Origin of the sequence: Bacteroides muris (ex Fokt et al. 2023), assembly GCF_024704895.1 — a bacterium.
Classification (GTDB): domain Bacteria; phylum Bacteroidota; class Bacteroidia; order Bacteroidales; family Bacteroidaceae; genus Bacteroides; species Bacteroides muris.
The window spans coordinates 87,487-111,713 of sequence record NZ_JAMZEE010000007.1 but is presented as its reverse complement, the minus strand read 5'-3'; the positions used below and the strand labels follow the sequence as shown (position 1 = coordinate 111,713).

The window sequence follows — 24,227 nt, the reverse complement described above, 5'->3', positions numbered from 1 at the left end:
TTTTTAGATTTATAATGTGTAAGGGAAAGAGGTGGTTGCCCGGAGAGAAAAATCACCGGATTATAACTGAATCTTGGGATTGAATAACTTGGCTAACTCTTTGGCGTTCAGTTTAACATACTTGCCGCAGCGGAGCTTGGTTATCTTATATGTTTTGACGTAGTGATACAGTTGGTCACGTGTCAGCGAGTATTTTTCCATGGCATCTGCCACTGAAATAAACTCTACATCCTCTGCCGACTTGGCACCTTTAGCTACATCAAAGTGATATCTGGAGTAATAGACCTTCGGCCCCTCCTTGCGCTTCGGTATCCCGATTTTCGACACCAGCGAATAAATCGCCGAGAGAGTCATACCATACTTTGACTGAATATCCTCGACCGAATACCACTCCGTAATTTCCGGATTCTCCTTTCTCGCAGAGAAAAGCCGGTCGATATGACTCTTGCTGAAATATGCCTTGCCTCTAAGGATCGTTTTGGGCACATTGTTCTCGGCAACGACCTTGTATATCCATGAATCCTTTACGCCATACTTCTCCCGAATTTCAGCTCGGGTATAGAAATCAGAGATTGACTTTGATTTTCTTTCAGTGGATTCTGACACTTCGGTTTCTTTCGGAGTAAGAAAATCAAACATCGCCTGAATATCGGCTTTGCTGATGAGAGTCTTTCGCTGAAACCGAACAACCTTAATTTTCCCATTACGGATATAGCGATATATTGACATCCTTCCAATTCCGAGTAAGTCGGCTGCTTGGGTAGGGGTCAGATAATCCTTATCTCTCCATTTATTGCTATTGGGCACTGATGCAGTTTCAAGATTTGATACTGCCATTTTCTTTTGCCGTAGTCTCTCCTTGTAAGAGTGCTCGGCACACCGCTTCGAGCAGAAGCGTGTCACTGTAGTCTGGGCGATGAATTTCTTTCCGCACCATTCACAGATTCTCTCGACTTTGATGTTGCTACTCATGTCATACGTGTTAATTTCGTCAATAATCGTATCATGGCGTATCACGACGTACCGTGACGTACCACTTTCTCCACCACCTTGCTGACGCTTGGGGTGAAATGAGTCGCTGTCGTACAAAATCCGTACAAAATAGTGCATAAAAACGCCTAACACTGACAGTTATCAGCATTAGGCGTTCTTGTAAGATTTAAGTTTTATCGTTCAGTAACAGTCAATTGCTGTCAATATAACGTATTGATAATCAATTAATTACTTGCCGATGCAAAAATGTTCGAAAATATTTCCAAGTACCATATCGTTCGTGACTTCCCCTGCAATATCGCTTAGATGGAAAACACATTCACGGATATCTTGTGAAACAAAATCTCCGGATAGATTTTCTGTTAACCCTTGTTGGACTCGGTGGATGGCTTTCAGGGCATGGGTCAAAGCCTCGTAATGGCGGATATTCGTGACAATGACATCATTTTGGGTAACTGTGGGCAGGTTAGCGGCAGAGATTAGCATTTGCTGGAGTTTGTCGAGGTTGGTACGCCCTTTGGCAGAGATGGCGATGCATTGCACATTAGTAGTGGTCACGGTAAAACCTGAGTTGGGGATGGTTGAGGCATCCTGAACTAAATCAGATTTGTTGAATACGAGAATGAGCTGTTTTCCTGCACAACGGGGAAGTATCTGGTTAGATAGTTGTGGTATCCGCGAGACGGCATTTGTGGCATCGACTATCCAGAGTACGATTTCCGCCTGCTCCAGTTTCTGGAAGGTTCGTTCAATTCCTAAGTTCTCAATGGTGTCATTTGTTTCGCGTATACCTGCCGTATCAATAAACCTGAAGGTTATCCCGCCAAGATTGACTGTGTCTTCTATTACATCGCGGGTTGTCCCGTGTATGTCGCTAACAATGGCTCGTTCCTCGTTTAGTAGTGCATTCAGCAGAGTGGATTTACCTGCGTTCGTTTCACCGATGATGGCTACGGGGACACCGTTTTTGATGGCATTGCCTACACTGAAGGATTGCACTAGACGGGAAATTACCTGTTCTATGTCATCTGCTAGGAGACATAGCTCGGAGCGGTCTGCAAATTCTAGTTCTTCGTGGTCGCTGAAGTCCAGCTCTAGTTCAATGAGTGATGTGAAGTGCAACAATTGGTCGCGTAATGAGGCTAGCTCTTTACTGAACCCGCCGCGCATCTGGCTTATGGCGAGGCGGTGAGTGGCAGCAGAGGTAGAGGCGACGAGGTCGGCTACGGCTTCGGCCTGGCTTAGGTCCATTTTACCGCTTAAGAAGGATCGTTGCGTGTATTCACCGGGAGCGGCTAGGCGGCAACCGTTACCGATGAGCAGTTGCAACACCTTCTGAAGAATATAGCTTGAACCGTGGCACATGATTTCTGTGCTATCCTCGCCCGTGTACGAGTGGGGGGCGCGGAATAAACTGACAAGCACTTCGTCTATGATGTTTTCTTCTTCATGGATATAGCCAAAGGTAAGAGTGTATGGCTTGGTATCCTTCAACTTCTTCCCCTCCCGGGCAGGGGTAAATATGCGGGATGTTATCTCTATGGCATCTGGTCCGGAGACGCGGATACATCCTATGGCTCCCCCTTGAGCGGTGGCTATGGCACAAATGGTATCTTGGTTCATTTTATTCGGCTTGTTTTTTTATGCAAATTTACATATAAATTGCTAGATTTCTACACCGACAGAATAAAAAGGTCAAGCCTGCCACAAATTATCTGTTACTGATGCCGTGCTTTGTTCACAGTTATTCGTGAATTAGGGGTGTAAAACAAAAAAATATCTCTTGCCATGGACAGAAACAGAATCGTAACAGGCCTTGACGTACATAAAGATGTTTTTTGTGTATTATGCGTCATGACGAGGCCATTATTTTCAAGCAAACTTATGGAACGTTAACCACCCAACTGAGACAGATGCGCGATTACATGCTTCTCCATGGAGTCACGGAATGTGAATGGAGACCATGCTGCGTATGGGGATCGGTATGGGATAAGTTGTGCGAACACATGGCTTTTCGTCTTGCCAACCCTTATTTCATTAAGCAGCTGCCGGGTTGCAAGAGCGATACAAAGGACGCCTAATGGATAGCCGAGTGCCAGCTGAAACAGCTTGTTAGGGAGAGTTTTGTACAAACCCAGTAGCTTAGGACATGCGCAAGCTCAATCGCCTCATTTTCAATCTGAGCAAGGATATGACTTGCAACAAGAATAAGCTTGACGCGGCCATGTAGCGTTGCGGCTTCTGCTTTAGCAACTACGTTTCCAATACCGATGGCAGGAGTTGTCAGAGCATCGTATAGGCAATATCGCAGGGCGAGACCGATGCCGAAAAACTTCTCTCACTGGTTCATGGAAGAATGATAAACAAGCATGGGCGGGACAACATCATTGGAGCGGTGACCGGCAACTTTTCGTCAGTCGACATCACCGTAATCAAGCAGTATTTGGCGATGACAGACTTGATAAATGCTCAGATATCCGAGTGTCAGAAAGAACACACCGCCTTGTATGAGGGGTATTTCCCTGAACAGTACAGACGCCTGCAAACCATCCCCGGAGTTAAAGAACGCGCAGCCACAGTAATAATTGCGTGACTTCAGACAGATACTTATAGAAATTGCGTGAGTCGCTTCAAGAACCCGTAACTACTTCTTCTCCAACTCAACTATGTGCAGGTAACCGTCAAGAAGAAACAAAAGATAAAATACAGGTGGCAGTCACCCGTAAAATTTTTGTCACTGCATAACATATGTTCACCAATGAAAAAGACTTCATTGATATATATTTCAAACGCTTTGAACAACAGCGTCTCATCCAGGGGTAGATAGGATAGCTTGAATCGACAATGGTCATATAAGACTATTCGATATTCCTCTGTCTGCAAAGTAATTATCCTTGTGTCTGACAGATGAGTGCGGTTCGCAAATATGTTGATGCTTCCGGCGGGGATTGGACACCGACATAGTACCGTAGAGCCTGTAGAGGAAAGTAACTCATGATATTAATGACCGTGTGCGTCGTTCCAAGGAGCTTATCGAAGCCAAGTGGAGGGTAGAGGAATCCGACCGAATGCAGACACTTTCTTTGGTCAATATGAGTCATGAAATCCGTATTCCCTTGAATGCCATCGTAGGTTTTCCAAGATGGTTTCTTTTGTAGAGAATGAGGAGAAGGAGAGAGAGTATTTGGAGTTTATACAGACCAGCAACGGGCACGTCAAGCAGGATATGATGAAGTCATTGCTAAATCCTACTCCCTAGACTGTCTGAAGGAGAGGGAGTAGGGTTTCTTGATGGATACTTAGATGCGCTCGAGTACAGTTTTGATAAGAGTGTCTATTGTATTCTTGTATCCCGTGTTTGCTTCTTTTATCAGGCGGTTGGCGATGACCATGCATACCGTCATGGCCTTGTGCCCCATCAGGTGGCTTAGGCCTGCCAGAGCGGAACTTTCCATCTCGAAGTTGGTGATGCGGTAGCCGTTGTATTCAAATTTTTCAATCTTCTCATTCTGGTGCGGGTCGGCAAGCGGCACGCGTAGCTCGCGGCCTTGAGGCCCGAAGAAGCCTCCGGCGGCAATCGTTACGCCACGTACCATGTCGTCTTGTGCGATGCGGTCTATCAGTTCAGCATTTGCATCAATAACGTAGGGGGCGGGGGCACACGTGTTACCGGACCATCCCATGTGGTTGAGGAAGGCACGTTCCATGGGCAGGTCGCACACGGAGTTGCGCCCGGCATAGAAGTTGAGCAGACCATCGAAACCGATAGACTTTTCGGAACATACGAATGTTCCTACCGGGGTGTAGGGTTGTAGGCCGCCGCAGGTGCCGATACGCACCAACTCAAGGCTACGTAGGCAAGGCTTTTCTTGGCGCGTTTCGAAGTCGATGTTTGCCAGGGCATCCAACTCGTTCATCACGATATCGATGTTGTCACATCCGATACCGGTGGAAACCACTGTGATGCGTTTTCCTTGGTAAGTACCGGTGATGGTCTTGAACTCGCGGCTTTCCACTTCACATTCCTTGTTTTCGAAATGGGAGGCAACCAGTGCCACCCGTCCGGGGTCGCCTACCAAGATAATCTTGTCTGCCAGCCATTCGGGCTTTACGTGAAGATGAAATACAGAACCGTCTTCATTGATAATCAGTTCGGAAGAGGCGAAATATTTCTTCATATACTTGAGGTTTTAATCTTTTGTTTATAAATAGAAACGCCAGGAACCGATTCTTGTTCACCGATTCCGGCGTTTCTGTCAGTTACTTTTCTAGTTATTTACTCAACGGCTGGCTGGTATTGCCCGTCGTCGGTTTGGCAATGTTTTCGCGCATGGAAGTGTCAGCTTCTATATTCTTCATCCGGTAATAGTCCATGATACCCAGATTGCCGTTGCGGAATGCTTCGGCCATGGCCTTGGGTACTTCCGCTTCTGCCTCGATAACTTTGGCACGGGCTTCCTGTGCCTTGGCTTTCATTTCCTGCTCTGTGGCTACGGCCATGGCGCGGCGTTCTTCTGCCTTGGCTTGAGCGATGTTCTTGTCGGCATTGGCTTGGTCTATCTGCAGGGCGGCACCGATGTTCTTGCCTATGTCGATGTCGGCGATGTCAATGGACAGAATTTCGAATGCCGTTCCGGCATCCAGCCCCTTGCGTAATACCAGTTTGGAGATAGAATCCGGATTCTCCAATACGGACTTATGATTCTCTGACGAACCGATGGAAGACACAATACCCTCGCCTACACGGGCCAGAATCGTGTCTTCTCCGGCACCTCCCACTAATTGGCGTATATTGGCACGCACTGTTACACGTGCCTTGGCAATCAGCTGGATACCGTCTTTGGCAACAGCTGTTACGGGAGGGGTATCGATTACTTTGGGGTTAACGGACATCTGTACGGCTTCGAACACGTCACGACCGGCAAGGTCGATGGCGGTTGCCATCTGGAACGGAAGTTCGATATTGGCTTTAGAGGCGGATACCAGTGCGTGCACCACCCGCTCTACGTGGCCTCCGGCAAGGTAGTGCGCTTCCAGTTCGTCGCGCGTGATGTTTTGCAATCCTGCTTTATGGGCTTCAATCATGCCGGGCACAATGATATAAGGAGGGACATTACGAATGCGCATCAGGAAAAGTTGTACCAGCGAGATGTTTACTCCCGATACTTTGGCGGACAGCCATAAGAAGAACGGTACATAATGGAAGAAAAGTACCAGGAAGATAATGCCACCTATAATGAGGAAGGCAGTTAAATAAGTTGTGCTTGGATCCATGAGATTAAATATTAATTGTTAGTTATAAATAGGTTGATTTCTGAAACTTCACTGCTTGAGCCGTTCCACTAAGAGAACTCCGTTGGCAATACGGTCTACGATAATCGGAGTCTTCTCGTTCATGAAGCCGTCTGATGACTTTACTTCCACGATGTCCCCGTTGATTTCGGCATAGCCGATGAGAGCCAGGCGGGTAGTGGTGACGCCTACGTCGCCTACTTTGACTTTTTCCTCAGCACTACGGTCTACTTTGGAAGTGATGTTTTTTTTCAATGCAATTTTGTCAAGTGTCTTGGACCGCATGAACCATATCAACGAACCGGTACAGGCCAAGGCAGATATGATAAGCGTAATGGCACCTGCCGTGGTGCCCATATGGACAAAGGCATAGTAGTTGGCAAAGATGATGCACCCTCCTGCCAGAAAACCGGCAACGCTGATGCCCGGAGTTACGAATAATTCCACTAAGAACAATATTACTGCTCCTGTAATCAATGCGGCGATAATGAGTATATCCATAGTTTTCTTTATTTGGTGGCTTGTTTTTCCAGATTGCGCGCCTGAATGGCGGTCTGCTCCATTTCGGCAGACAATTGTCGTACGCGTTGCTCTAAGTCGAGGATGGCGACAGACATCTTGTCCTTTTCCTGCTTGTTGGCTCGGGAGTATTCCGAACGCATATCTTTCAGTTTCTCCTGCAGTTGCTTGTAGCTCTGCTCCAGTTGGTTGTATTTGCCATACAAGGCTTTGGCCTGTGGGGAACGGAAATCGTCCAGCCGGTAGTAGGTGGAGTGGTCGTCAATGATGAATTGGAAATCGTGCTTCTTGGTGGTCTGCGGCTTTGCGTTGGCAGCAGTCCGGAGCCTTTCTTGGGCGGCCTCTACCGCATCGGTATCCGTCCATGTATCCTTGATAGAGTGAAGTTGTGCCAATGATATCATCTTGTCCGAGTCCATCCCTTCGTAGTTGTACACTTGCTTGGATGAGTTGGGAATGAATACGTAGATGCATACTTTGCCTTCGGGCTGGTAGCGGTCGGAGGCAAACCATCCCAAGCCGTTGAATTCGTCGATGACGTACATATAGTCGTTGTAGGGCGAGTTGAACGGCATGCCCACATTTTCCGGCATCAGATAAGAGTTGGTATTCGTATTGTAACGGGTGACGAAAATGTCATATCCTCCCATCGAATCAGGGCCATCCGAGGCATAGTAGATAGTGATACCGTCCGTAAGTACATAGGGGTAGTCTGCATTCATGGCCTCGTTGATGTTTCCGGGTAACAAGCTGCCATCACTCCATTTGTCCAGCAACCTGTTGCGCGAAAGGATACTGAGGGTACTGTCCGGTTGCATTTCGCTATAATATAGCTTATTGCCCAGCTCCGTTTCGTATACTGTTCCGCCTTCCTTACCAGAATTTTTGAAGTAGGTGTCATACATGAACAGCTTGCCCGATTCGGGGCTGATTTTGTATGCATCCAGGAAATTTTTCTTGTCTACTACAAAGCTGTCAATGAAGCAAACCTCTTCCACACCTTTCAGCATGCGCAAGTTGGATTTGCTTTTTTCCAATAATTGTTCGGCCTCTTCGGTGGAGCGTTTTCTCTTTCTCAAGTCAGAAATGTAGGCCTCGTAAGTATCGATGGCATCTTCGAATCGATATAAATCGTTGTATGCCTGGGCCAAATAGAATTGCCCGCTGGGGACACGTCTCTTGACAGCGCTCTCCAGATGTTTCAAGGCTTCTGCGGGTTCGCCGGTTTCCAGGCAACATACACCATACCATAGGTTGTAATTTCCATTGCCAGGTTGTGCCTTGACAAGTTTCTTGAAGGTGGGCTTGGCCTCTTCGTATTCTCCCTTCTCGTACAAGGCTTTGGCTTCTGCCAGGCTTTGTGCGGAAGTCGTTATGCTCAAAAGCCCGAATAGAATGGAAAGGATATATTTTTTATTCATATTGATACATGCTGATTTGTTCAGAAGGTCAAAAATACAAATTTATCGTGAATAAAGCCGGTTTCCGTAATTCTATTTTGTTAATTCTTCTTTAAATCGTTCTTTTGCCTTACTTTTGCAGCCGGAAGAGCTATAACTTATAACTCATAACTCGTATCAATGGCACAATTTACTGAAGAAGAAAAGATGTTGCGCCGCATAGACAGGCGGTTTAGCAAAGGTGTGGTGGAATATGGGCTGATAGAGGACGGCGATAAGATTCTTATCGGGCTTTCGGGCGGCAAGGACTCTTTGGCGCTGGTGGAGTTGTTGGCACGCCGTGCCCGTGTCTATAAACCTCGTTTTTCCGTTGTCGCCGTACATGTAGTGATGAAGAATATACCTTATCAGAGCGATGTAGACTATCTGAGGGAGTACGTAGAGTCGTGGGGAGTGCCTTTTGTTCTCTTTGAAACGGAGTTTGATGCCACGACAGATACTCGCAAGTCTCCTTGTTTTCTTTGCTCTTGGAATAGGCGGAAGGCATTGTTTACCGTAGCCAAGGAGCAGGGATGCAATAAAATCGCGTTAGGCCATCACATGGATGATATTCTGGAGACCTTGCTGATGAATATCACCTATCAGGGAGCATTCAGCTCCATGCCTCCCCGACTGGTGATGAAGAAGTTTGATATGACGATTATCCGTCCGATGTGTCTGGTTCATGAGGCGGATTTGATGGAGTTGGCACAAGTGAGGGGGTATCGTAAGCAGGTGAAGAATTGTCCGTATGAATCACAATCCAGCCGTAGTACAATGAAAGGTATCCTGAAACAATTAGAGGAAATGAATCCTGAGGCACGCTATAGCCTATGGGGGAGTATGACGAATGTGCAGGAGGAATTGTTGCCTGCAATCATAAAACATTAACCATTAATTATAAAAACATATATGAAGGCATTTTATACTATTTTACTATTGATTGTATCTAATATTTTTATGACATTTGCTTGGTATGGGCATCTGAAGTTACAAGAGACAAAAATCATTTCCAATTGGCCGTTGTATGCCGTGGTGTTGTTTTCCTGGGTAATAGCTCTGGCTGAGTATTCTTGCCAAGTCCCGGCCAATCGGATAGGCTTTCTAGGTAATGGAGGCCCATTTTCATTGATGCAACTTAAAGTAATTCAAGAAGTTATTACATTGATAATCTTTACGGTGTTTACAACAGTCCTTTTCAAGGGAGAAACCCTGCATTGGAACCATTTTGCAGCTTTTGTATGTCTGGTTCTGGCGGTATATTTTGTATTTTATAAATGATGGGCTAATCGTATTTGCACATTATTTCATATACTTCTCCATTCCTTTTGTTAAAAACGTTTGAAGCTTTCCTTCTTCATCCGCATAAATGAAGCAGGCGTCGATATCCGGATGCTCATCCGCTACGCGTTCTGCTTCTTCCAGCCCCATCACCATGAATGCTGTGGCATAGGCGTCTGCGCTCATGCAATCTTTGGCGATGACGGTAGCAGACAAGATGCTGTGTTGCACCGGATAGCCGGTACGCGGGTCGATGGTATGCGCATATTTCTTTCCGTCTTTGTAGTAGTAGTTGCGATAATTGCCCGATGTAGCCATGCCTAAATCCGTGACTTGCAGCACTGCTTGCAATTCTTGGTTCACCGCCAATGAGTCATCTACCGGCTTATTCAAACCGATGCGCCAAAGTCTATTCTGAGGGTTTTGTCCATGAACCACCACTTCTCCGCCTATATCGACCATGAAGTTGCAGATACCCTTCTTCTTCAGGAGTTGGGCTATGACATCTACTGCATATCCTTTTGCCACAGCGCTGCACGAGAGCATTATACGTGGGTCTGTTTTCACCACTTTCCCCTCATCGGACAATTTTACTTTTTCGTATCCTGTCATCTCCAGCAGGCTGTCTATCATGGCAGAGTCGGGGAAGTTGCCCTTCTTGAAACCAAATCCCCAGGCATTGGCCAAAGGGGCAACGGTGATATCGAAGGAACCATCGGTCTCTTGGGAGATTTCCATACTTCGGTGGAAGACGTTGGTAAAGAATGTGTCGGGCACAATGTCCTCGTTGCGGTTGATGCGCGTAATAGTCGCCGTATCATTGAAAGGGGACAAGGAACCGTCAAAACGTTTGAGTTCCGCTTCTATTTCAGCCTTCAGATTCTGGTCGCATTGATAAGTCACTTTATATATCGTACCGAATATCAGTCCATTGTCTGTCTGATAAGGAGTGGCTTGGTTGTGGCGGGCAAGTATCCAGATGGTGCCCAGCACCAGTAGGGCAATCCATAAAAAATTTCGTTGTACTTTCTTCTTCATATCCTATCTGAGTTTTTACTTTTTATTAATTAAAAGAAGAGATGCTCTATCAATATCTTGGTACCGATGATGACGAGGATGATTCCTCCCCAAAGTTCGGCGCGCAGTTTGCGGGCTATGCCACATCCAAAACGGATGCCGAACATCAGGCCGACCATCGACAAGGCGAATGATACAAAACCGATAATCCCGATGGGGGAAAGAATGGCTGAGAATTGCTTGATGCCGAGGAGTGCAAACGAAACACCTACCGCCAATGCATCGATGCTGGTTGCCACGGCCAGAGCGAGCACCACCTTCAGACTAGTGGGGTCATACTCGTGCTTGCAACCTTCGTCCTTGAAGGATTCCATTATCATACGTCCACCCAGAAAGGCAAGGATACTGAATGCTATCCAATGGTCGATACTTTCTATCAGATGGCTGAAAAAACTTGCGCCTATCCATCCCAGCAGAGGCATCAAAGCCTGGAAAAAGCCGAAACTGATGCTCATCACCAGCATAGGGCGCAGCCGGACGCGTTTCAATATAATTCCGCTGGCTATAGAAACTGCGAAACAATCCATCGCAAGTCCTACGGCCAGTAGCCAAATCTCTAACCCTGTCATAAGCGCTTATAGAGGTAGTTTATAAGTTATCGTATAGGTTACTCCCATCGTGTTGGAGCCATATTTCCCAAAACCAGGTACATACCATAGGTCGCCGTATTTATCGGCGGAGGCGGACAATTTGAACTTGAAGCGTAGCGACCAGCCCATGTACAATGCCTTCCAGACGTGCGCCCGGATACCGACACAAAATTCCGCCCATTGCATGGAGCCTTTCATTCCTTTATGGCTATAGGGCAGGCTGCCTCCCCATATCTCGTCGTCCAGATTCGGATTACCTACGATGCCACCGTATATCGGGTCGTCCACTCCCAAAGCGTCTACATCGTACTTAATGCTACTTACACCGTAGCGCAAGCCTACGAGTAGCATGTGTCCGTGCTGCTTCTTGTATAGCGTGTTATAGTCCATTCCTATGCGGAAGTAGGGGGCATTGCTTTTGTAGTGTATGCCTTTGTCGCTCCAGGTGTCCGTGGAGCCATATCCCAGTTCGGCAATAGGGAAGAAGCGGTTTTTGAGGTTTACGTCCACGGCCACTTCGGAACTCAGGAAATCTCCTCCAAATACGGAACTTCCGATTCCCCACAAGTCCAGGCCCACGGACATGCCGTTGTATAACGGATAGTGCACCTCTTCTTTCGCGTCCTTCTTCTCCTTCTTGGGAGGTGTTCCCTGGGGGGGAGCGGTAGGATTCCCGTTCTGCGCCTGTAGAGGGAGGAACATCAGCAGGCAGAGTACCAGACTAATAGAATAACTTAAGATTTTCCTTTCCATAGATGCCTGCTTCATTGTCTTTGATGTATATCGAGTCCAGAGAGATGCGGGTGAACGTTATGTTCGTGATGGCCTGCTTCATCTGATAGCCGCAATCCATCGATAGGAAATAGGGGGTGTTGGTGTGGCGTATCACCATCGTGTCACTCTTAGTCCGGCTGTACTTGAATATCAGCTTGGTGGAATCTTCCGTATAGCGCAATGGCAGGGAGATGTCGTGTACCTTCTTCTGGTTGTTGATGATGATGGAGTCGGTGCCATATGCCGTCACGGTGAGCGAGTCGAGCGTGTCGTTCTCCACGTATTGGGTTTCGGGGTCTACTCTATAAAGAATGCAATTCACCATGGGGCGTGCCGTCATGGAGCAGTCGGCCTCTTCCGAGCAGGAGATGGCTATGCCTGCTATCGGACAAAGGATAGCTCCGAGTATGACAAGTCTGACTAATTTTTTCATCGTTAAATGGTTTTCTCTATTTGATATTTGTTTCGTTCCGGGGCATTGCGTGAAATCAGTTCTCCGAGGAATCCTGCCACGAATAGTTGCGTGCCGATAATCATGGAGGTCAGCGAGAGGTAGAAGTAGGGAGAGTCGGTCACAAGGCGGTAGGGCATGCCATGGTGCATGTAGTACAACTTGCTGACACCCACTATGACCACGGCTATAAAGCCGAAGATGAACATCAGCGAACCCAGCAATCCGAAAAAATGCATGGGCTTGATGCCGAACCGGGAAAGGAACCAAAGGGAAAGAAGGTCCAGATACCCGTTTACAAAACGGTTCAGCCCGAACTTGGTCTTTCCGTATTTGCGTGCCTGGTGGTGCACCACTTTCTCACCGATTTTCTTGAAGCCGGCATTCTTGGCCAGATAAGGGATGTAACGGTGCATTTCACCATATACTTCTATGTTCTTGACCACCTCTTTGCGATACGCTTTCAGTCCGCAATTAAAGTCGTGCAGGTTTTTGATGCCCGATACTTTGCGGGCGGTGGCATTGAACAATTTTGTGGGGAGAGTTTTTGACAGCGGGTCGTAACGTTTCTGCTTCCAGCCCGATACGAGGTCGTACCCCTCTTGGGTAATCATGCGGTAGAGCTCGGGTATTTCGTCGGGACTGTCCTGCAGGTCAGCGTCCATGGTTATCACGACGTCTCCTTGCGCTTGTTCGAAACCACAGAACAATGCCGGCGACTTCCCGTAGTTGCGGCGGAACTTAATGCCCCGTACCTTGTCCGGAGCTTGTGCCTGCAATTGTTCGATTACCTGCCAGGAACGGTCGGTACTTCCGTCGTTGACGAAGATTACTTCGTATGAAAAGCCGTTGGCATTCATCACTCGCTCAATCCATGCGAACAATTCGGGGAGTGATTCTTCTTCATTATATAGTGGTACGACAACTGAAATATCCATTAATGTATGATTTTTCTGTTTACAATTAAAATTACATTCCTTTTTACTGTTCCGTCACTCTGCCGGAGCGTCGTCTTTTTTGCGTCTCATTACGAACAAGGCGGTGGGGAAAGCCAGTATCGAACCCCAAAACACATTGGACGATATCATCTGCAGCGTAATGTCGATAGGACTGAGCAGCCGGGCTGTCTCCAGAGCTTCTTGATAGGTGGCGATGTAAGAATCCATGCCCGGCATGTTGCTTTGGGCAAGTGTGTCTACCATCGTTTCGCAAGTGTTGAGCACATATCCGTGGTCTATGAACCTGAAGTAGATGTAGTGTGCCACGGCGGCAAGCAGCGCGGCAAATATGTACATGAAAACGGTGAATATCCACGCATGCAGGAAGCTAATGCCGCCTCCGCATACGTGATTACGATACATCCGTGCAAATAATATCCCATAAAAGGTACGCATAGCGTGAGTCCCATGAAAAGGAAAAGTAAAAAAGGAACCGACAGTCCTACCGGAAAGAGTATGAACTTCGATATCCAAAAAACTCCCATATAGGTGCCGAACAGCATTGCGTATCGTTGCATGTAACCTTTATTTTCTGCCATCTTTCTTAGAAATAATGTGCAAAGGTACAAATATAGTTGGATTCAAGGGCAAGCCGATGTATAGATTTTAAATAAATTAGAGGATTCTTTGTGGGGCAAAAAGAAAAAAGCAGATGACACGAAAGTGTCACCTGCTTTTCTTTTGAGCCTCTTGTCGGATTCGAACCAACGACCCCGAGATTACAAATCACGTGCTCTGGCCAACTGAGCTAAAGAGGCGGGTGGGCAAGCTTGCTATATCGCGCCGCTACAACCAACTACCTTTGCTGCGATCAAGCCCTGGAGGATTCGAAGGGAGCTGGCCGTATAGGACTTACCCGTTTTTCTGTTTTGCGGTTGCAAAGGTAGACATTATTTTGAAATCTGCAATAGCTTCCGGTGTTTTTTTATTTATTTTTTTTGATTCCTCATTCTATTCCTTTTCATGGCCTCCCTACATAGACTCTTTTGAGGGGGGGGGAGGTACGGATTCTTTCCGGCATTACGATGGACAGATATTCCTTTTACTAAGAAGTATTTGTCCAATTACTAAGAAGTATTCGTCCGACAGCTGTAACCTTATCGTCCGACAGTTGTTGAATTATCGTCCGACAACTGTTGAATTATCGTCCGACAGCTGTCGGACGAATACTTCTTAGTATACCGGAATTTAGAGTATACTGATGCAAAAGATTGCCATTTGAGAAGAAAAAAATAATCGGGGACGAAAAAAAACTGATATGCTATTGTACGCTACCTTGAAAATAAGCATTATTTTTGTGCAACTAACTATATAGCCATTATGCGCATGAACAAACACATATTGTCATTCTGCTTTTTTTTCTGTCTTTTTCTTTTTCCTTCTTTTGTCGAAGCAACTGCCGGCTGGAATAGCTTTATCGTCAATTTTGATAAAAGTGTTTATGGCAAGGGGATCCAGACTTGGCAGATAGCACCCTATGATGACAAGTGGGTATATTTCGCCAACAAGAACGGTATGGTGCAATTTGATGGCAATGTCTGGAATGTGTTTCCATTGAACAATGCTTCCGATGTGCGTTCCGTTCTGGCTTCTGCTACCCAAAAAAGAATTTATGTGGGGGGCATCAATGAGTTCGGCTATTATGAACCGGATGCGGACGGTTCTTTGGCCTATCATTGCATGTCCGATACTTTGGAGAGTTCCGTTCGTTTTCTTGGAAACGTGTGGGGCATTCATGAGACTGACAATATCTTGTATTTCCAAGGGGACGGGTGCGTGGTGAAGTACCTGAACGGCAAATATACCGCCATTGAAATGGATGCCAAAATAGACTGTTCCAATATGGTCAATGGTATTCTTTATATCGGTACGGACAGAGGTGTATGGCTTTTGGTTGGAAACACTTTTTTTCCTCTTCAGGGTGCAGATGGGTTGGCTTCCAAGCGTATTCGTGGCATTATACCTTATAAGAAAGGTGTTCTGGTAGTGACTGCATACAACGGACTTTACTATTGTGACGGGCGTACGATGGAACCGTTTATCACCGGTGCCGAAGAGTTTATGCGTGAGAATGAAGTCTTTTGCGTGGCCAAAAAGGATGATAAGATTGCCTTGGGAACCATTCATAAAGGATTGGTACTGGTGGATTGCAGCACCATGCAACTGAAATATTTCAATGAGAACAACGGCTTGCGTAACAATACGGTGCTTTCTGTCTCCTTCGATACAACCGGAAACCTCTGGGCCGGTCTGGATAGCGGCATTGACTACGTCTGTCTGAGTTCTCCTTTTACGAATCTCTATTCCTATCCCTATTCCTACGGCACGGGATATACGGCGGCCGTAGAAGGCGGCTATCTTTATTTAGGTACCAATCGGGGTTTGTATTACACCTCTTATCCGGTACAGATGAACGGCGATTTGCCGGATATCCGTCCGATGCCCCAATCCAGCGGACAGGTCTGGAACCTTTGCCGTATAGGTGATGAACTCTTCTGTCTGCACGACCGTGGTATTTTCCTTATCAATGGTGCTTCCGTAAAACGCGTGACGGATATTGCCGGCGCCTGGTGTTGCCAACTTGTGGCAGGACGTACGGACCTTATGTATGTCGGGGTGTATAGCGGCATTTATTTGGTTGGGAAAAAGAATGGAGAATGGCAGGTGGTTGGCAAGATTGAGGGTGTGAACGATTCTTGCCGTCTTTTTGAGCAGGAAAGCGATAAGGTGATTTGGGTGTACAATACGGATCACGTTACCCGTGTGGATTTGGATAATGATTTGACAAAAGCTGTCCGTATAAAGGAATATAGCGCGAAGGATGGTTTTCCGGTAGGACGTGATATGTATATAGCGAAGATGGAAGACCGGGTGTATTTTGCCACTCCCCGGGGAATCTATAAGCATAATCCTCATAAAGATGTCATGGAGCCTTGTCCGGATATGAACAACCTTTTGAATGGCACCGCAGCCTATTCGCGTATCTTGGAGTATCACGATAAGTTGATTAGTTTGAGCCCTCACGAAATCTGTATTGCCAATCTGGGTACCTATAAGCGGGGGGCGAATACAAGCATTAATCCCATCCGGCAATCGCTGATTGAACTGGTACCCGGTTTTGAAACGATTATTCCTCTTTCAGATTCGCTGATGGTGGTTCCTAATGAAGAAGGTTTCGCTTTATTCAGTATCCCGGCCGTAAGGGGGCGTCAGGACCGTAGCTACTCCTTATATATAAGGAACATGTATCTGTCTTATCCCAAGGATTCATTGGTATATACCGCAAACTTTTTAGGAGAGAAGCCGGTTCCGGTGATAGCTTATTCCATGAATTCCGTTCGTTTTGACTATGCCCTTTCTTTCTTTGCGGTAGGAGATGATGTCCGTTTTCAATATCGTCTGAATAAGGGGAGCTGGTCCGATTTTACAACGGTACGCACCAAGGAGTATAGTAATCTGTCGGAAGGTGAATATACGTTTGAAGTTAAAGCGGTCTTTCCTGACGGTACGACATCATCGGATACAATCGCCTTCCGTATACTTCCACCGTGGTATCGCAGTGCTGCTGCATACGCTTGTTATATCATCTTGGCTTTGCTTGCCTTATGGTATGTCTACCGCTGGGATGATGTCCGTGTGAAGCGGAAGAAACAGCAGGCGGTGGTTGAGAAGGACAAGGAGTTGCACGATATGGAAAGGGAGTACGAAGAGGAGAAAGCCCGTCAGGAAAAGCAGATTATGCAGCTGGAGAAAGAAAAATTGGAATACGATTTGCAACATAAGAGCCAGGAAATGGCCAATCTGATGATAAACTTTGTCCGTAAGAATGAAATGCTGACTGAAATCAAGTCAGAGATACTTAAAGTATCCGCCTTGCTGAAGGGTGAGGGGGCCCGGGAAGGAAAACAGCAACTCATACTTATTAATAATAAAATAGACGGTAATATACAGAGTGATGAGGTTTTGAAGCGTATTGAAGACCAGTTCGATTTGATACATAACAATTTTATGAAACGTCTTCATGCCAAGCATCCTGAACTTTCCCACAACGAACGCATGATGTGCGCTTATCTAAAGATGAATCTTTCCACGAAAGAAATAGCGCCTCTATTGAACATTTCGGTTCGTGGAGTTGAAACAATCCGTTATCGTCTTCGTAAGAAGTTCGCTTTAGAGAGAGAGGATAGTTTGACGGATTATTTAAGCAATAAACTGTAGTCTTTAGATATTAACTTCCTTTAAAAGAAGGAAGTGCATGGAAGGGAGGAATTTAATATTCCTCCCTTTTGTGTTCTATAACATGTTGTGACGTAATACTTAAAAGTATATATTAATTATTGATTATTAGTAAGTTATTTGCTGATGACGTATTGATAACGTATTTGAATTTCAGATTTGACGTATTTAAGAATGATTGTTTCTTATTTGTTTTATTGCATTTTACTCTATGTTTGCACTGTTCGATTGAGAACAAAACCGAGAAACGTTAATCTTAATTTAGTAAAACTTATGAAAAAGTTATTATCAGTTTTATTTCTGTTAAGCTTTACCTTGGCTTCTGTATATGCCCAAAATATACAGGTAAAAGGTACAGTGGTAAGCGGTTCGGATAATGAACCGTTGCCTGGAGTAAATGTGGTAGTTAAAGGAACTACCAATGGTGGAATTACTGATTTGGACGGTAATTTTACATTGTCGGTTCCTGCCGACGCAACACTTTCTATTACCTATATTGGTTTTAAGTCACAAGAAGTAGCGGTAAATGGAAAAAATTCCTTGAAAATAGTTCTTCAGGAAGATTCAGAAACGCTGGACGAAGTAGTAGTGGTGGGGTATGGTGTTCAGAAAAAAAGTGTGGTAACAGCATCTATTGCCAAAGTTAGTAGTGAGGATTTGGAAAACAAATCTCCGGTGCGTATGGATAATGCATTGAAAGGTTTGGCTGCAGGTGTGGATGTAACTTCAGCTTCTGGTCAGCCGGGTGATTCTCCTCGTGTACGTGTACGTGGTATTGGTACTATCAACAATAGTGATCCGCTCTACATTGTAGACGGTATGCCTATTGGGGGTGGTCTTGATTTTGTAAATCCTAATGATATCGAGTCTATCGAAGTGTTGAAAGATGCTGCTTCTGGTGCTATCTATGGTGCGCGTGCTGCTAATGGCGTTATTCTAGTAACTACCAAAAAAGGTAAGATGGGTAAGGCACAAATTAATTACAATTTTTCTTATGGCTGGCAGAGTGCATGGAAGAGACGTGATGTGACTAGTGCGACAGACTATGCTATCCTTCAGAATGAAGCCAATGTGAATGGTGGTCAGGCTCCAATTTATGCAGATCCTTATAATTTGATTGATGCTAATGGAAATTCTATCAAAGGATTTGGCACTGATTGGCAAGATCTTGTTTTCTATGACAATGCTCCGGTAGTGAATCATGATGTGACAGTTAGTGGTGCATCGGAAAAAGTAAATTATTATTTGTCTTTGGGGTATTATTCACAAGATGGTATTGTTGGTGGTAATCACGGACATTCTAATTATGACCGTTTGACTATTCGTTCCAATACTCAATATAATCTAATTGATGCATCTAAAGAACGCGGTTTCCTTAATAAATTGGATTTAGGTGTAAATTTGGCTTATATGCGTACGCATTCAACAGGTGTTGGTACTAACTCTGAATTCGGTTCAATTTTGGGATCGGCTCTTTATCTGTCTCCTATTTTGACCCCTACATTGACTGGTGATGCAGCTGAAAAGATGATTGAAACTTATAAAGATTTTGATTTGCCTCGTGATGCAAATGGTGATCCTTATACAGTACCTGGCTATGGAGGAGCTTATCAGGAAATGAATAATCCGCTGGCTATGATGACATTGACTCCTACAAAGAATTGGTCGCATAAGTTTGTTCCAAAGTTTTCTATTGATCTTCAATTGTGGGATAATTTGAAGTATCACTTCAATTATAGTGCTGATATGGGATTTTGGGGTAATGAAGGGGCTACTAAGAGCAAGTATTATCTCTCAGCTAATAATAAGGCAACACATACTAATGCATCTTCATTCAAGGCACAGAATGTGACATGGCAGATTGAAAACACATTAACTTATGACAAAACTATCGGCAAACATACATTTGGTGTTGTATTAGGACAGTCTGCTCTTAAATATAAGGGAGATCAACTTGGTGGTAACCGTTGGAATCTGGTGAATCCTAATAAACCTTCTATTGATTATGCTACAGGGAATGTTGAATATACAAAGGATGCAGATGGTAATATTACTGGTGCTACAGTTCAGTATGGCGTTTATGGAAGTCCTTATACAGAACATAGAATGTCGTCTATGTTTGCTCGTTTGAGTTATAACTATAATGAACGCTATATGATTCAGGCTACAATCCGTCGTGATGGTTCAAGTCGTTTTGGTATTAATAATAAATATGGTACGTTCCCTTCAGTATCTGTGGGATGGAATGTGACAAATGAAGAGTTTATGGCTGATACGCGAGAATGGTTGTCTAACTTAAAGGTTCGTGCCAGTTGGGGTAAGAATGGTAATGATAACATAGCCGAATTTGGTTATACTTCATTGACGGCCATGGGTAACAATGTCCTTTTGGGTAAAGATGCCATCAAATGGAACGGTTCTAAAGCACAACGTTTGGCAAATCCTGATTTGAAATGGGAAGAGAGTGAGCAAACTGACTTAGGTATTGATTTGGGATTCTTTAATAATGCTTTAACATTCAGTGCTGACTATTACATAAAGAAAACCAATGGCATGATTATTACGATGCCTATCCCGAGTTATGTAGGTGAAACTAAACCTCTTGGTAACGTAGGTGATATGGAAAATAGTGGTTTTGAGTTTGAACTTGGCTATAAATGGAATATTGCTGATGCTAAATTTGCAGTAAAGGGAAATGCTACTTATCTTAAAAATGAATTGAAGAACTTGGGAAATGATACTGGCTATATGGATTTAGATGGTATTCAAGGATTCTCTGGTGGTGGTACACGCGGTTCTAACGGACAACCTTTCCCCTATTTCTATGGTTACAAGACTGACGGTGTTTTCCAGAATATGGATGAAGTTCGTGCTTATGTCAATAAAGATGGTAAAATGATTATGCCGGATGCGGTTCCTGGTGATACACGTTTTGTGGATGTAAATGGTGATGGTAGCATCTCGGCAGATGACCGTACTAACATTGGTAATGGTACTCCGGATTGGACTTATGGTTTGAATCTTAATGCTGATTGGAAAGGCTTTGATTTTAATATTTTCTTCCAAGGTGTAGCTGGTGCTGATGTGTTTGATGGCACTTATCGTACAGATGTTGCTTCTGGTAACTATCCTTCTTGGATGTTGGGACGTTGGACTGGTGAAGGTACTTCTAATAAGTATCCTCGTCTGGCTGTCGGTAATGCAACGAACTGGATGGTATCTGATCTTTATGTTTGTGATGGTTCATATCTTCGTCTTAAGAATATTACTTTGGGATATACATTGCCTAAGACTCTTACTCGCAAACTTACTATTGAACGTCTGCGTGTGTATGTGCAAGCTGAAAATCTTGTGACTTGGACCAAATATTGGGGATTTGATCCTGAAATTTCTTCAGGTGCAACTTCTCTTGGTGTTGACCGTGGTATTTATCCGCAGGCTCGCACATATACAGTAGGTGTAAATGTTTCTTTCTAATCTAAAAATAAGAACTATATGAAAACAAATAAAATATTAGCAATAGGCTTACTTGCTGCCGCTACAGTGTTGACTACCGGTTGCAGTGACAGTTTTCTTGAGGTGGAAAATCCGACAGGTGAACCATTGGAAGATTATTATACTACGGATGAGCATATTCAGGAAGCTCTGATTGCCGCCTATGACCCTCTCCATTGGCCAGATTGGGGATTGGGACAGTACAATGCCTTGAATATTGACGGTGAAATCATGGGCGATAATTTTTGGGTAGGTGGTGCAACCAAGACCGATATGCAGAATTGGCATATGTTATTTAATTATGAAGCTAATGAAAATAATACACTTGGCTCTCTTTGGACTGTGGATTATTCTGGCATCAAACGTTGTAATGACTTACTGAAATATCTTGATTGGGGTACTGATGTTACTGAGGCCAATCGTAAACTCTATGAGATGCAAGCCCGTTTACTGCGTGTTTTCTATTATAATATGTTGTGGCATTATTTTGGTAATGTACCTTTCTATTTGGAGAATCTTTCCGAACCTCCTTATACGGCTCCGCAATATACTGCCGATCAGGTTTATGCTGAGTTGATTGTGGAACTTGAAGCTGTAATTGACTCTAAGGTGCTACCTTTGAAATATTATAAAACAATCAAAGATGGTAAAGAAGTTGATGACGAAGGTCAGTTGGGACGTGTCACTCAAGCTATGGCTTATATGATATATGCTGAAATGGTAATGTATCAGAATGATGAAAGTCGTTTTTCAAAAGCTTTAGGTTATATGAAGGAGCTTATTGATAGTCCTAGCTTTAGATTGAATCCTAGTTTTGCCAACATCTGGGAAACGGAAGGTGAATGGTGTGACGAATCTATCTGGGAAATTAATTATGAGCAAACTAATAACGAACGTGGCTGGGGAAGTCCGTTAGCTGTTGGTGGCACAGTGCTTCCTACTTTGATTTCTCCTAACTCTTTCCCTGGTGATGATGGTTGGTCAAAGGGTAATGATGGTTGGGGATTTATGCCCATGCGTCTTGAAACTTATCAAATGTTTAGTGAACAAGACAAACGTCGTGATGCAACTTGCTGGGTGATTGCCGAAGATGTAGAATATACGAAACGTTATCAAGATACTCATATTTGGTTGCAAAAATATCGTCCGTATGATAAGAACTTCAAGCAGTCTTCCGGTGACCAGAATTTGAACTATAATAACAACTATCGTTATTATCGTTATGCTGAAACATTGCTCAATGCTGCAGAACTTTCTCTTCGTACAGGTGGAAGTAGTACTGGGGAGGCTAAGACATGGTTGAACGAAGTTCGTACCCGTGCCGGTTTAGCTGAACTTGCGAGTGTCACAGTTGACGATGTCCTTACAGAACGTCGTTTGGAATTTGTAGGTGAAGGCAAGCGTTATTTTGATTTGGTACGTGCTGAAGGAATCAGTGGAGCATCAGCCAGCAATAAGGCTACTACTGCACTGATCCCCGATCAATATGGTTACCGTACTAATTCTTGGACTGCAAAGAAGAAATATATTCCTATTGCACAGGGAGAGTTGGATTCCGATCCGGCTTTGGTTCAAAATGCTTATAAATAGTTTACCATAACTCCATTAACAAATAATTGATATGAAAAATATATTTAAATATATGGCAGGCGTGTTGGTTGCTGGTTTTGCAATGACTTCATGTTCGCCTGAAGATTTTACGGGAGCCAATGGCAATATCCCACAAGCATCGGATTATACTGATAACTTTAAAGTTACTGTAGATCAGACAACCAATTATGCAAACTTTGAATTTACTTCTGCTCCTGGAGTGTCTCCAATTTGGATAATTGACGGCGCTTATCAAGCCTCATATGGCTTTTCCAAATATTATCGTAAAAAAGGTTCATATACAGTAGAATGTAAAGTAAAGAACGCAAATGGCATTAGTGATGGTTCGATAACCAAAACCTTTGAAATAGAGAAGACTATTATGAACGGTTTTGGTGGTTTTGTGGAAGATAGTGAATTTAACATGTTTAAGGGAGTAACTTTCAATGTGGCATCTTTCTACTATGCTCCAGGATGGGGGCAGATTGCAGATCCAAAATATACTTATCAGAATGGTGCATTTGTTGTTTCCTTACCGGAAGCTACTACCGATCAGTGGCAAGCTCAGATGCATGTGGAATTGGATAAGGTAGTTGCTTTGTCAGTGGATAAAACCTATGATTTTTCGGTGATAATCACTTCTACTACCAAACATCCGGGCGTGACGGTTAAAGTACAGCAGAAAGGTGATGACAATACGTTTATCAATATGCAGCGTGTGGCTTTGGATGCTAATGAGCCTAAGTGTATATGGTTCAGCAATGTTCCTGGTGTGGATATTACCGATTTGAAGTTTGCACTCGATTTTGGTGGTAATGAAGCTAATACGGATATTACTTTGGAAAGCTTTGTCTTGAAAGACCATGCTAATGATGACGGTACGGAAATTCCTGAAGTACAAGAGCCTGAACCTTCTTGGGTGAAGGTGGATAGTGAAGACAATCTTTGGAACGGGGCAACCTTTACCAATACTTTCTTCTATGCAAACCCGGATTGGAGTGCTAGACCTAATCCAGATTTAGTGGTGGATGGAAATGCTTATACACTCACTTTCCCTGATGCTACTGAAGCACAATGGCAGAACCAGTTCTCGTTTGTTACAGATTTGTCAGCCGATACAGAAACTGCCTATGATTTCTGTGTCACTCTAAATCCTAGTACTGATTTGAAGGGGGTAACAGTAAAACTGGTTCAGACTGATGAACCTGATGTCAAACATGATGATAACTTCTTCTTTGCAGAACAGACGGACTTGTTGGGTAATGAAGATAATAAATTTTGGGTTGCAAATAAAAAGGCGCCTAAAGATATGCATGCTATATCTTTAGTCTTGGATTTTGGTGGAAATCCTGCTGACACAAAAGTGACTATTAAAGATATTATTTTCCAGACTCATAGAGATTGATGACTGGTATTGGATAGAATATTGGTCTGCTAAAAGCAGTGAATAATAAAAAGGGGGAAGGATGTGTGGTATCTTGGCAATTGCTGG

At 44.3% G+C, this 24,227-nt stretch carries 19 protein-coding genes, 1 tRNA gene and 1 pseudogene; 8 read left to right on the top strand and 13 right to left on the bottom strand.

Annotated elements, in window-relative coordinates:
- Positions 1-60 precede the first annotated feature (60 nt).
- Both M1B78_RS04705 and mnmE read right to left on the bottom strand, forming a co-directional pair.
- On the bottom strand, positions 61-1,110 hold the full coding sequence (locus tag M1B78_RS04705) for a helix-turn-helix domain-containing protein (RefSeq protein ID WP_257940027.1): 1,050 nt from the start codon (positions 1,108-1,110) through the stop codon (positions 61-63).
- 111 nt (positions 1,111-1,221) lie between these two features.
- Entirely contained in the window at positions 1,222-2,616 is a 1,395-nt protein-coding gene (mnmE, locus tag M1B78_RS04700) for a tRNA uridine-5-carboxymethylaminomethyl(34) synthesis GTPase MnmE (RefSeq protein WP_257940026.1), read from the bottom strand.
- Positions 2,617-2,840: 224 nt separating this feature from the next.
- Between mnmE and M1B78_RS04695 the strand changes: the two genes are divergently transcribed.
- On the top strand, positions 2,841-3,074 hold the full coding sequence (locus M1B78_RS04695; protein WP_257940025.1) for a hypothetical protein: 234 nt from the start codon (positions 2,841-2,843) through the stop codon (positions 3,072-3,074).
- Between the two features lie 275 nt (positions 3,075-3,349).
- Positions 3,350-3,586: a hypothetical protein gene (locus M1B78_RS04690; protein WP_246866933.1), complete on the top strand. Its 237-nt coding sequence runs from the start codon at positions 3,350-3,352 to the stop codon at positions 3,584-3,586.
- A gap of 706 nt (positions 3,587-4,292) precedes the next feature.
- Here the strand turns inward: M1B78_RS04690 and M1B78_RS04685 are convergent.
- The 4 genes from M1B78_RS04685 to M1B78_RS04670 all read right to left on the bottom strand — a co-directional run bounded on the left by M1B78_RS04685 (position 4,293) and on the right by M1B78_RS04670 (position 8,225).
- On the bottom strand, positions 4,293-5,171 hold the full coding sequence (locus M1B78_RS04685) for a nucleoside phosphorylase (RefSeq protein ID WP_257940024.1): 879 nt from the start codon (positions 5,169-5,171) through the stop codon (positions 4,293-4,295).
- Positions 5,172-5,265: 94 nt separating this feature from the next.
- Positions 5,266-6,267, bottom strand: coding sequence for a flotillin-like protein FloA (gene floA / locus M1B78_RS04680; protein WP_257931819.1), 1,002 nt, complete (start codon positions 6,265-6,267; stop codon positions 5,266-5,268).
- Positions 6,268-6,315: 48 nt separating this feature from the next.
- On the bottom strand, positions 6,316-6,786 hold the full coding sequence (locus M1B78_RS04675; protein WP_257940023.1) for an NfeD family protein: 471 nt from the start codon (positions 6,784-6,786) through the stop codon (positions 6,316-6,318).
- 8 nt (positions 6,787-6,794) lie between these two features.
- Positions 6,795-8,225 (bottom strand): tetratricopeptide repeat protein, encoded by a 1,431-nt coding sequence (locus tag M1B78_RS04670; RefSeq protein ID WP_257931817.1) that lies wholly within the window; start codon positions 8,223-8,225, stop codon positions 6,795-6,797.
- A 159-nt stretch (positions 8,226-8,384) separates the two neighbouring features.
- Here M1B78_RS04670 and M1B78_RS04665 point away from each other — a divergent pair, with 159 nt between their 5' ends.
- Entirely contained in the window at positions 8,385-9,134 is a 750-nt protein-coding gene (locus M1B78_RS04665) for an ATP-binding protein (protein ID WP_176469238.1), read from the top strand.
- Between the two features lie 21 nt (positions 9,135-9,155).
- Complete coding sequence (locus M1B78_RS04660) at positions 9,156-9,524, top strand: DMT family protein (RefSeq protein ID WP_136010422.1); 369 nt, start codon at positions 9,156-9,158, stop codon at positions 9,522-9,524.
- A 21-nt stretch (positions 9,525-9,545) separates the two neighbouring features.
- Here the strand turns inward: M1B78_RS04660 and M1B78_RS04655 are convergent, their stop codons facing one another.
- From M1B78_RS04655 to M1B78_RS04625, 7 genes and pseudogenes are all read right to left on the bottom strand, one after another.
- Entirely contained in the window at positions 9,546-10,562 is a 1,017-nt protein-coding gene (locus M1B78_RS04655) for an FAD:protein FMN transferase (protein WP_257940022.1), read from the bottom strand.
- Between the two features lie 29 nt (positions 10,563-10,591).
- Complete coding sequence (locus M1B78_RS04650) at positions 10,592-11,170, bottom strand: manganese efflux pump MntP (protein ID WP_176469239.1); 579 nt, start codon at positions 11,168-11,170, stop codon at positions 10,592-10,594.
- Positions 11,171-11,176: 6 nt separating this feature from the next.
- Positions 11,177-11,944 (bottom strand): DUF6048 family protein, encoded by a 768-nt coding sequence (locus M1B78_RS04645; protein ID WP_136010425.1) that lies wholly within the window; start codon positions 11,942-11,944, stop codon positions 11,177-11,179.
- Positions 11,913-12,398 carry a DUF6452 family protein gene (locus M1B78_RS04640; RefSeq protein WP_136010426.1) on the bottom strand — a complete coding sequence of 162 codons (486 nt, stop codon included), beginning with the start codon at positions 12,396-12,398 and terminating at the stop codon, positions 11,913-11,915. Before M1B78_RS04640 ends, M1B78_RS04645 begins: the two co-directional genes overlap by 32 nt.
- A gap of 2 nt (positions 12,399-12,400) precedes the next feature.
- Entirely contained in the window at positions 12,401-13,354 is a 954-nt protein-coding gene (locus M1B78_RS04635) for a glycosyltransferase family 2 protein (protein WP_016273343.1), read from the bottom strand.
- A gap of 54 nt (positions 13,355-13,408) precedes the next feature.
- A pseudogene (locus M1B78_RS04630) lies at positions 13,409-13,953 on the bottom strand (DUF4199 domain-containing protein).
- Between the two features lie 145 nt (positions 13,954-14,098).
- Positions 14,099-14,172, bottom strand: a tRNA-Thr gene (locus M1B78_RS04625).
- A 568-nt stretch (positions 14,173-14,740) separates the two neighbouring features.
- Between M1B78_RS04625 and M1B78_RS04620 the strand changes: the two genes are divergently transcribed.
- The 4 genes from M1B78_RS04620 to M1B78_RS04605 all read left to right on the top strand — a co-directional run bounded on the left by M1B78_RS04620 (position 14,741) and on the right by M1B78_RS04605 (position 24,140).
- Positions 14,741-17,632: a triple tyrosine motif-containing protein gene (locus M1B78_RS04620; RefSeq protein ID WP_257940021.1), complete on the top strand. Its 2,892-nt coding sequence runs from the start codon at positions 14,741-14,743 to the stop codon at positions 17,630-17,632.
- Positions 17,633-17,923: 291 nt separating this feature from the next.
- Positions 17,924-21,127: a SusC/RagA family TonB-linked outer membrane protein gene (locus tag M1B78_RS04615; RefSeq protein ID WP_257940020.1), complete on the top strand. Its 3,204-nt coding sequence runs from the start codon at positions 17,924-17,926 to the stop codon at positions 21,125-21,127.
- A gap of 18 nt (positions 21,128-21,145) precedes the next feature.
- Complete coding sequence (locus M1B78_RS04610; protein ID WP_257940019.1) at positions 21,146-22,735, top strand: RagB/SusD family nutrient uptake outer membrane protein; 1,590 nt, start codon at positions 21,146-21,148, stop codon at positions 22,733-22,735.
- Between the two features lie 31 nt (positions 22,736-22,766).
- A complete protein-coding gene (locus M1B78_RS04605; protein WP_257940018.1) occupies positions 22,767-24,140 on the top strand; it encodes a hypothetical protein in 1,374 nt (457 codons plus the stop codon).
- Positions 24,141-24,227: the final 87 nt, after the last annotated feature.

Excerpts from the sequence above, each read along its gene's own strand:
- M1B78_RS04655 (WP_257940022.1), bottom strand. The coding sequence starts at position 10,562 with ATGAAGAAGAAAGTACAACGAAATTTTTTATGGATTGCCCTACTGGTG.
- M1B78_RS04645 (WP_136010425.1), bottom strand. The coding sequence starts at position 11,944 with ATGGAAAGGAAAATCTTAAGTTATTCTATTAGTCTGGTACTCTGCCTG.
- M1B78_RS04705 (WP_257940027.1), bottom strand. The coding sequence starts at position 1,110 with ATGCACTATTTTGTACGGATTTTGTACGACAGCGACTCATTTCACCCC.
- M1B78_RS04675 (WP_257940023.1), bottom strand. The coding sequence starts at position 6,786 with ATGGATATACTCATTATCGCCGCATTGATTACAGGAGCAGTAATATTG.
- M1B78_RS04605 (WP_257940018.1), top strand. The coding sequence starts at position 22,767 with ATGAAAAATATATTTAAATATATGGCAGGCGTGTTGGTTGCTGGTTTT.
- floA (WP_257931819.1), bottom strand. The coding sequence starts at position 6,267 with ATGGATCCAAGCACAACTTATTTAACTGCCTTCCTCATTATAGGTGGC.
- M1B78_RS04670 (WP_257931817.1), bottom strand. The coding sequence starts at position 8,225 with ATGAATAAAAAATATATCCTTTCCATTCTATTCGGGCTTTTGAGCATA.
- M1B78_RS04640 (WP_136010426.1), bottom strand. The coding sequence starts at position 12,398 with ATGAAAAAATTAGTCAGACTTGTCATACTCGGAGCTATCCTTTGTCCG.
- M1B78_RS04615 (WP_257940020.1), top strand. The coding sequence starts at position 17,924 with ATGAAAAAGTTATTATCAGTTTTATTTCTGTTAAGCTTTACCTTGGCT.
- M1B78_RS04635 (WP_016273343.1), bottom strand. The coding sequence starts at position 13,354 with ATGGATATTTCAGTTGTCGTACCACTATATAATGAAGAAGAATCACTC.
- M1B78_RS04685 (WP_257940024.1), bottom strand. The coding sequence starts at position 5,171 with ATGAAGAAATATTTCGCCTCTTCCGAACTGATTATCAATGAAGACGGT.
- M1B78_RS04610 (WP_257940019.1), top strand. The coding sequence starts at position 21,146 with ATGAAAACAAATAAAATATTAGCAATAGGCTTACTTGCTGCCGCTACA.
- M1B78_RS04620 (WP_257940021.1), top strand. The coding sequence starts at position 14,741 with ATGAACAAACACATATTGTCATTCTGCTTTTTTTTCTGTCTTTTTCTT.
- M1B78_RS04650 (WP_176469239.1), bottom strand. The coding sequence starts at position 11,170 with ATGACAGGGTTAGAGATTTGGCTACTGGCCGTAGGACTTGCGATGGAT.
- M1B78_RS04690 (WP_246866933.1), top strand. The coding sequence starts at position 3,350 with ATGATAAACAAGCATGGGCGGGACAACATCATTGGAGCGGTGACCGGC.
- mnmE (WP_257940026.1), bottom strand. The coding sequence starts at position 2,616 with ATGAACCAAGATACCATTTGTGCCATAGCCACCGCTCAAGGGGGAGCC.
- M1B78_RS04665 (WP_176469238.1), top strand. The coding sequence starts at position 8,385 with ATGGCACAATTTACTGAAGAAGAAAAGATGTTGCGCCGCATAGACAGG.
- M1B78_RS04660 (WP_136010422.1), top strand. The coding sequence starts at position 9,156 with ATGAAGGCATTTTATACTATTTTACTATTGATTGTATCTAATATTTTT.
- M1B78_RS04695 (WP_257940025.1), top strand. The coding sequence starts at position 2,841 with ATGCGTCATGACGAGGCCATTATTTTCAAGCAAACTTATGGAACGTTA.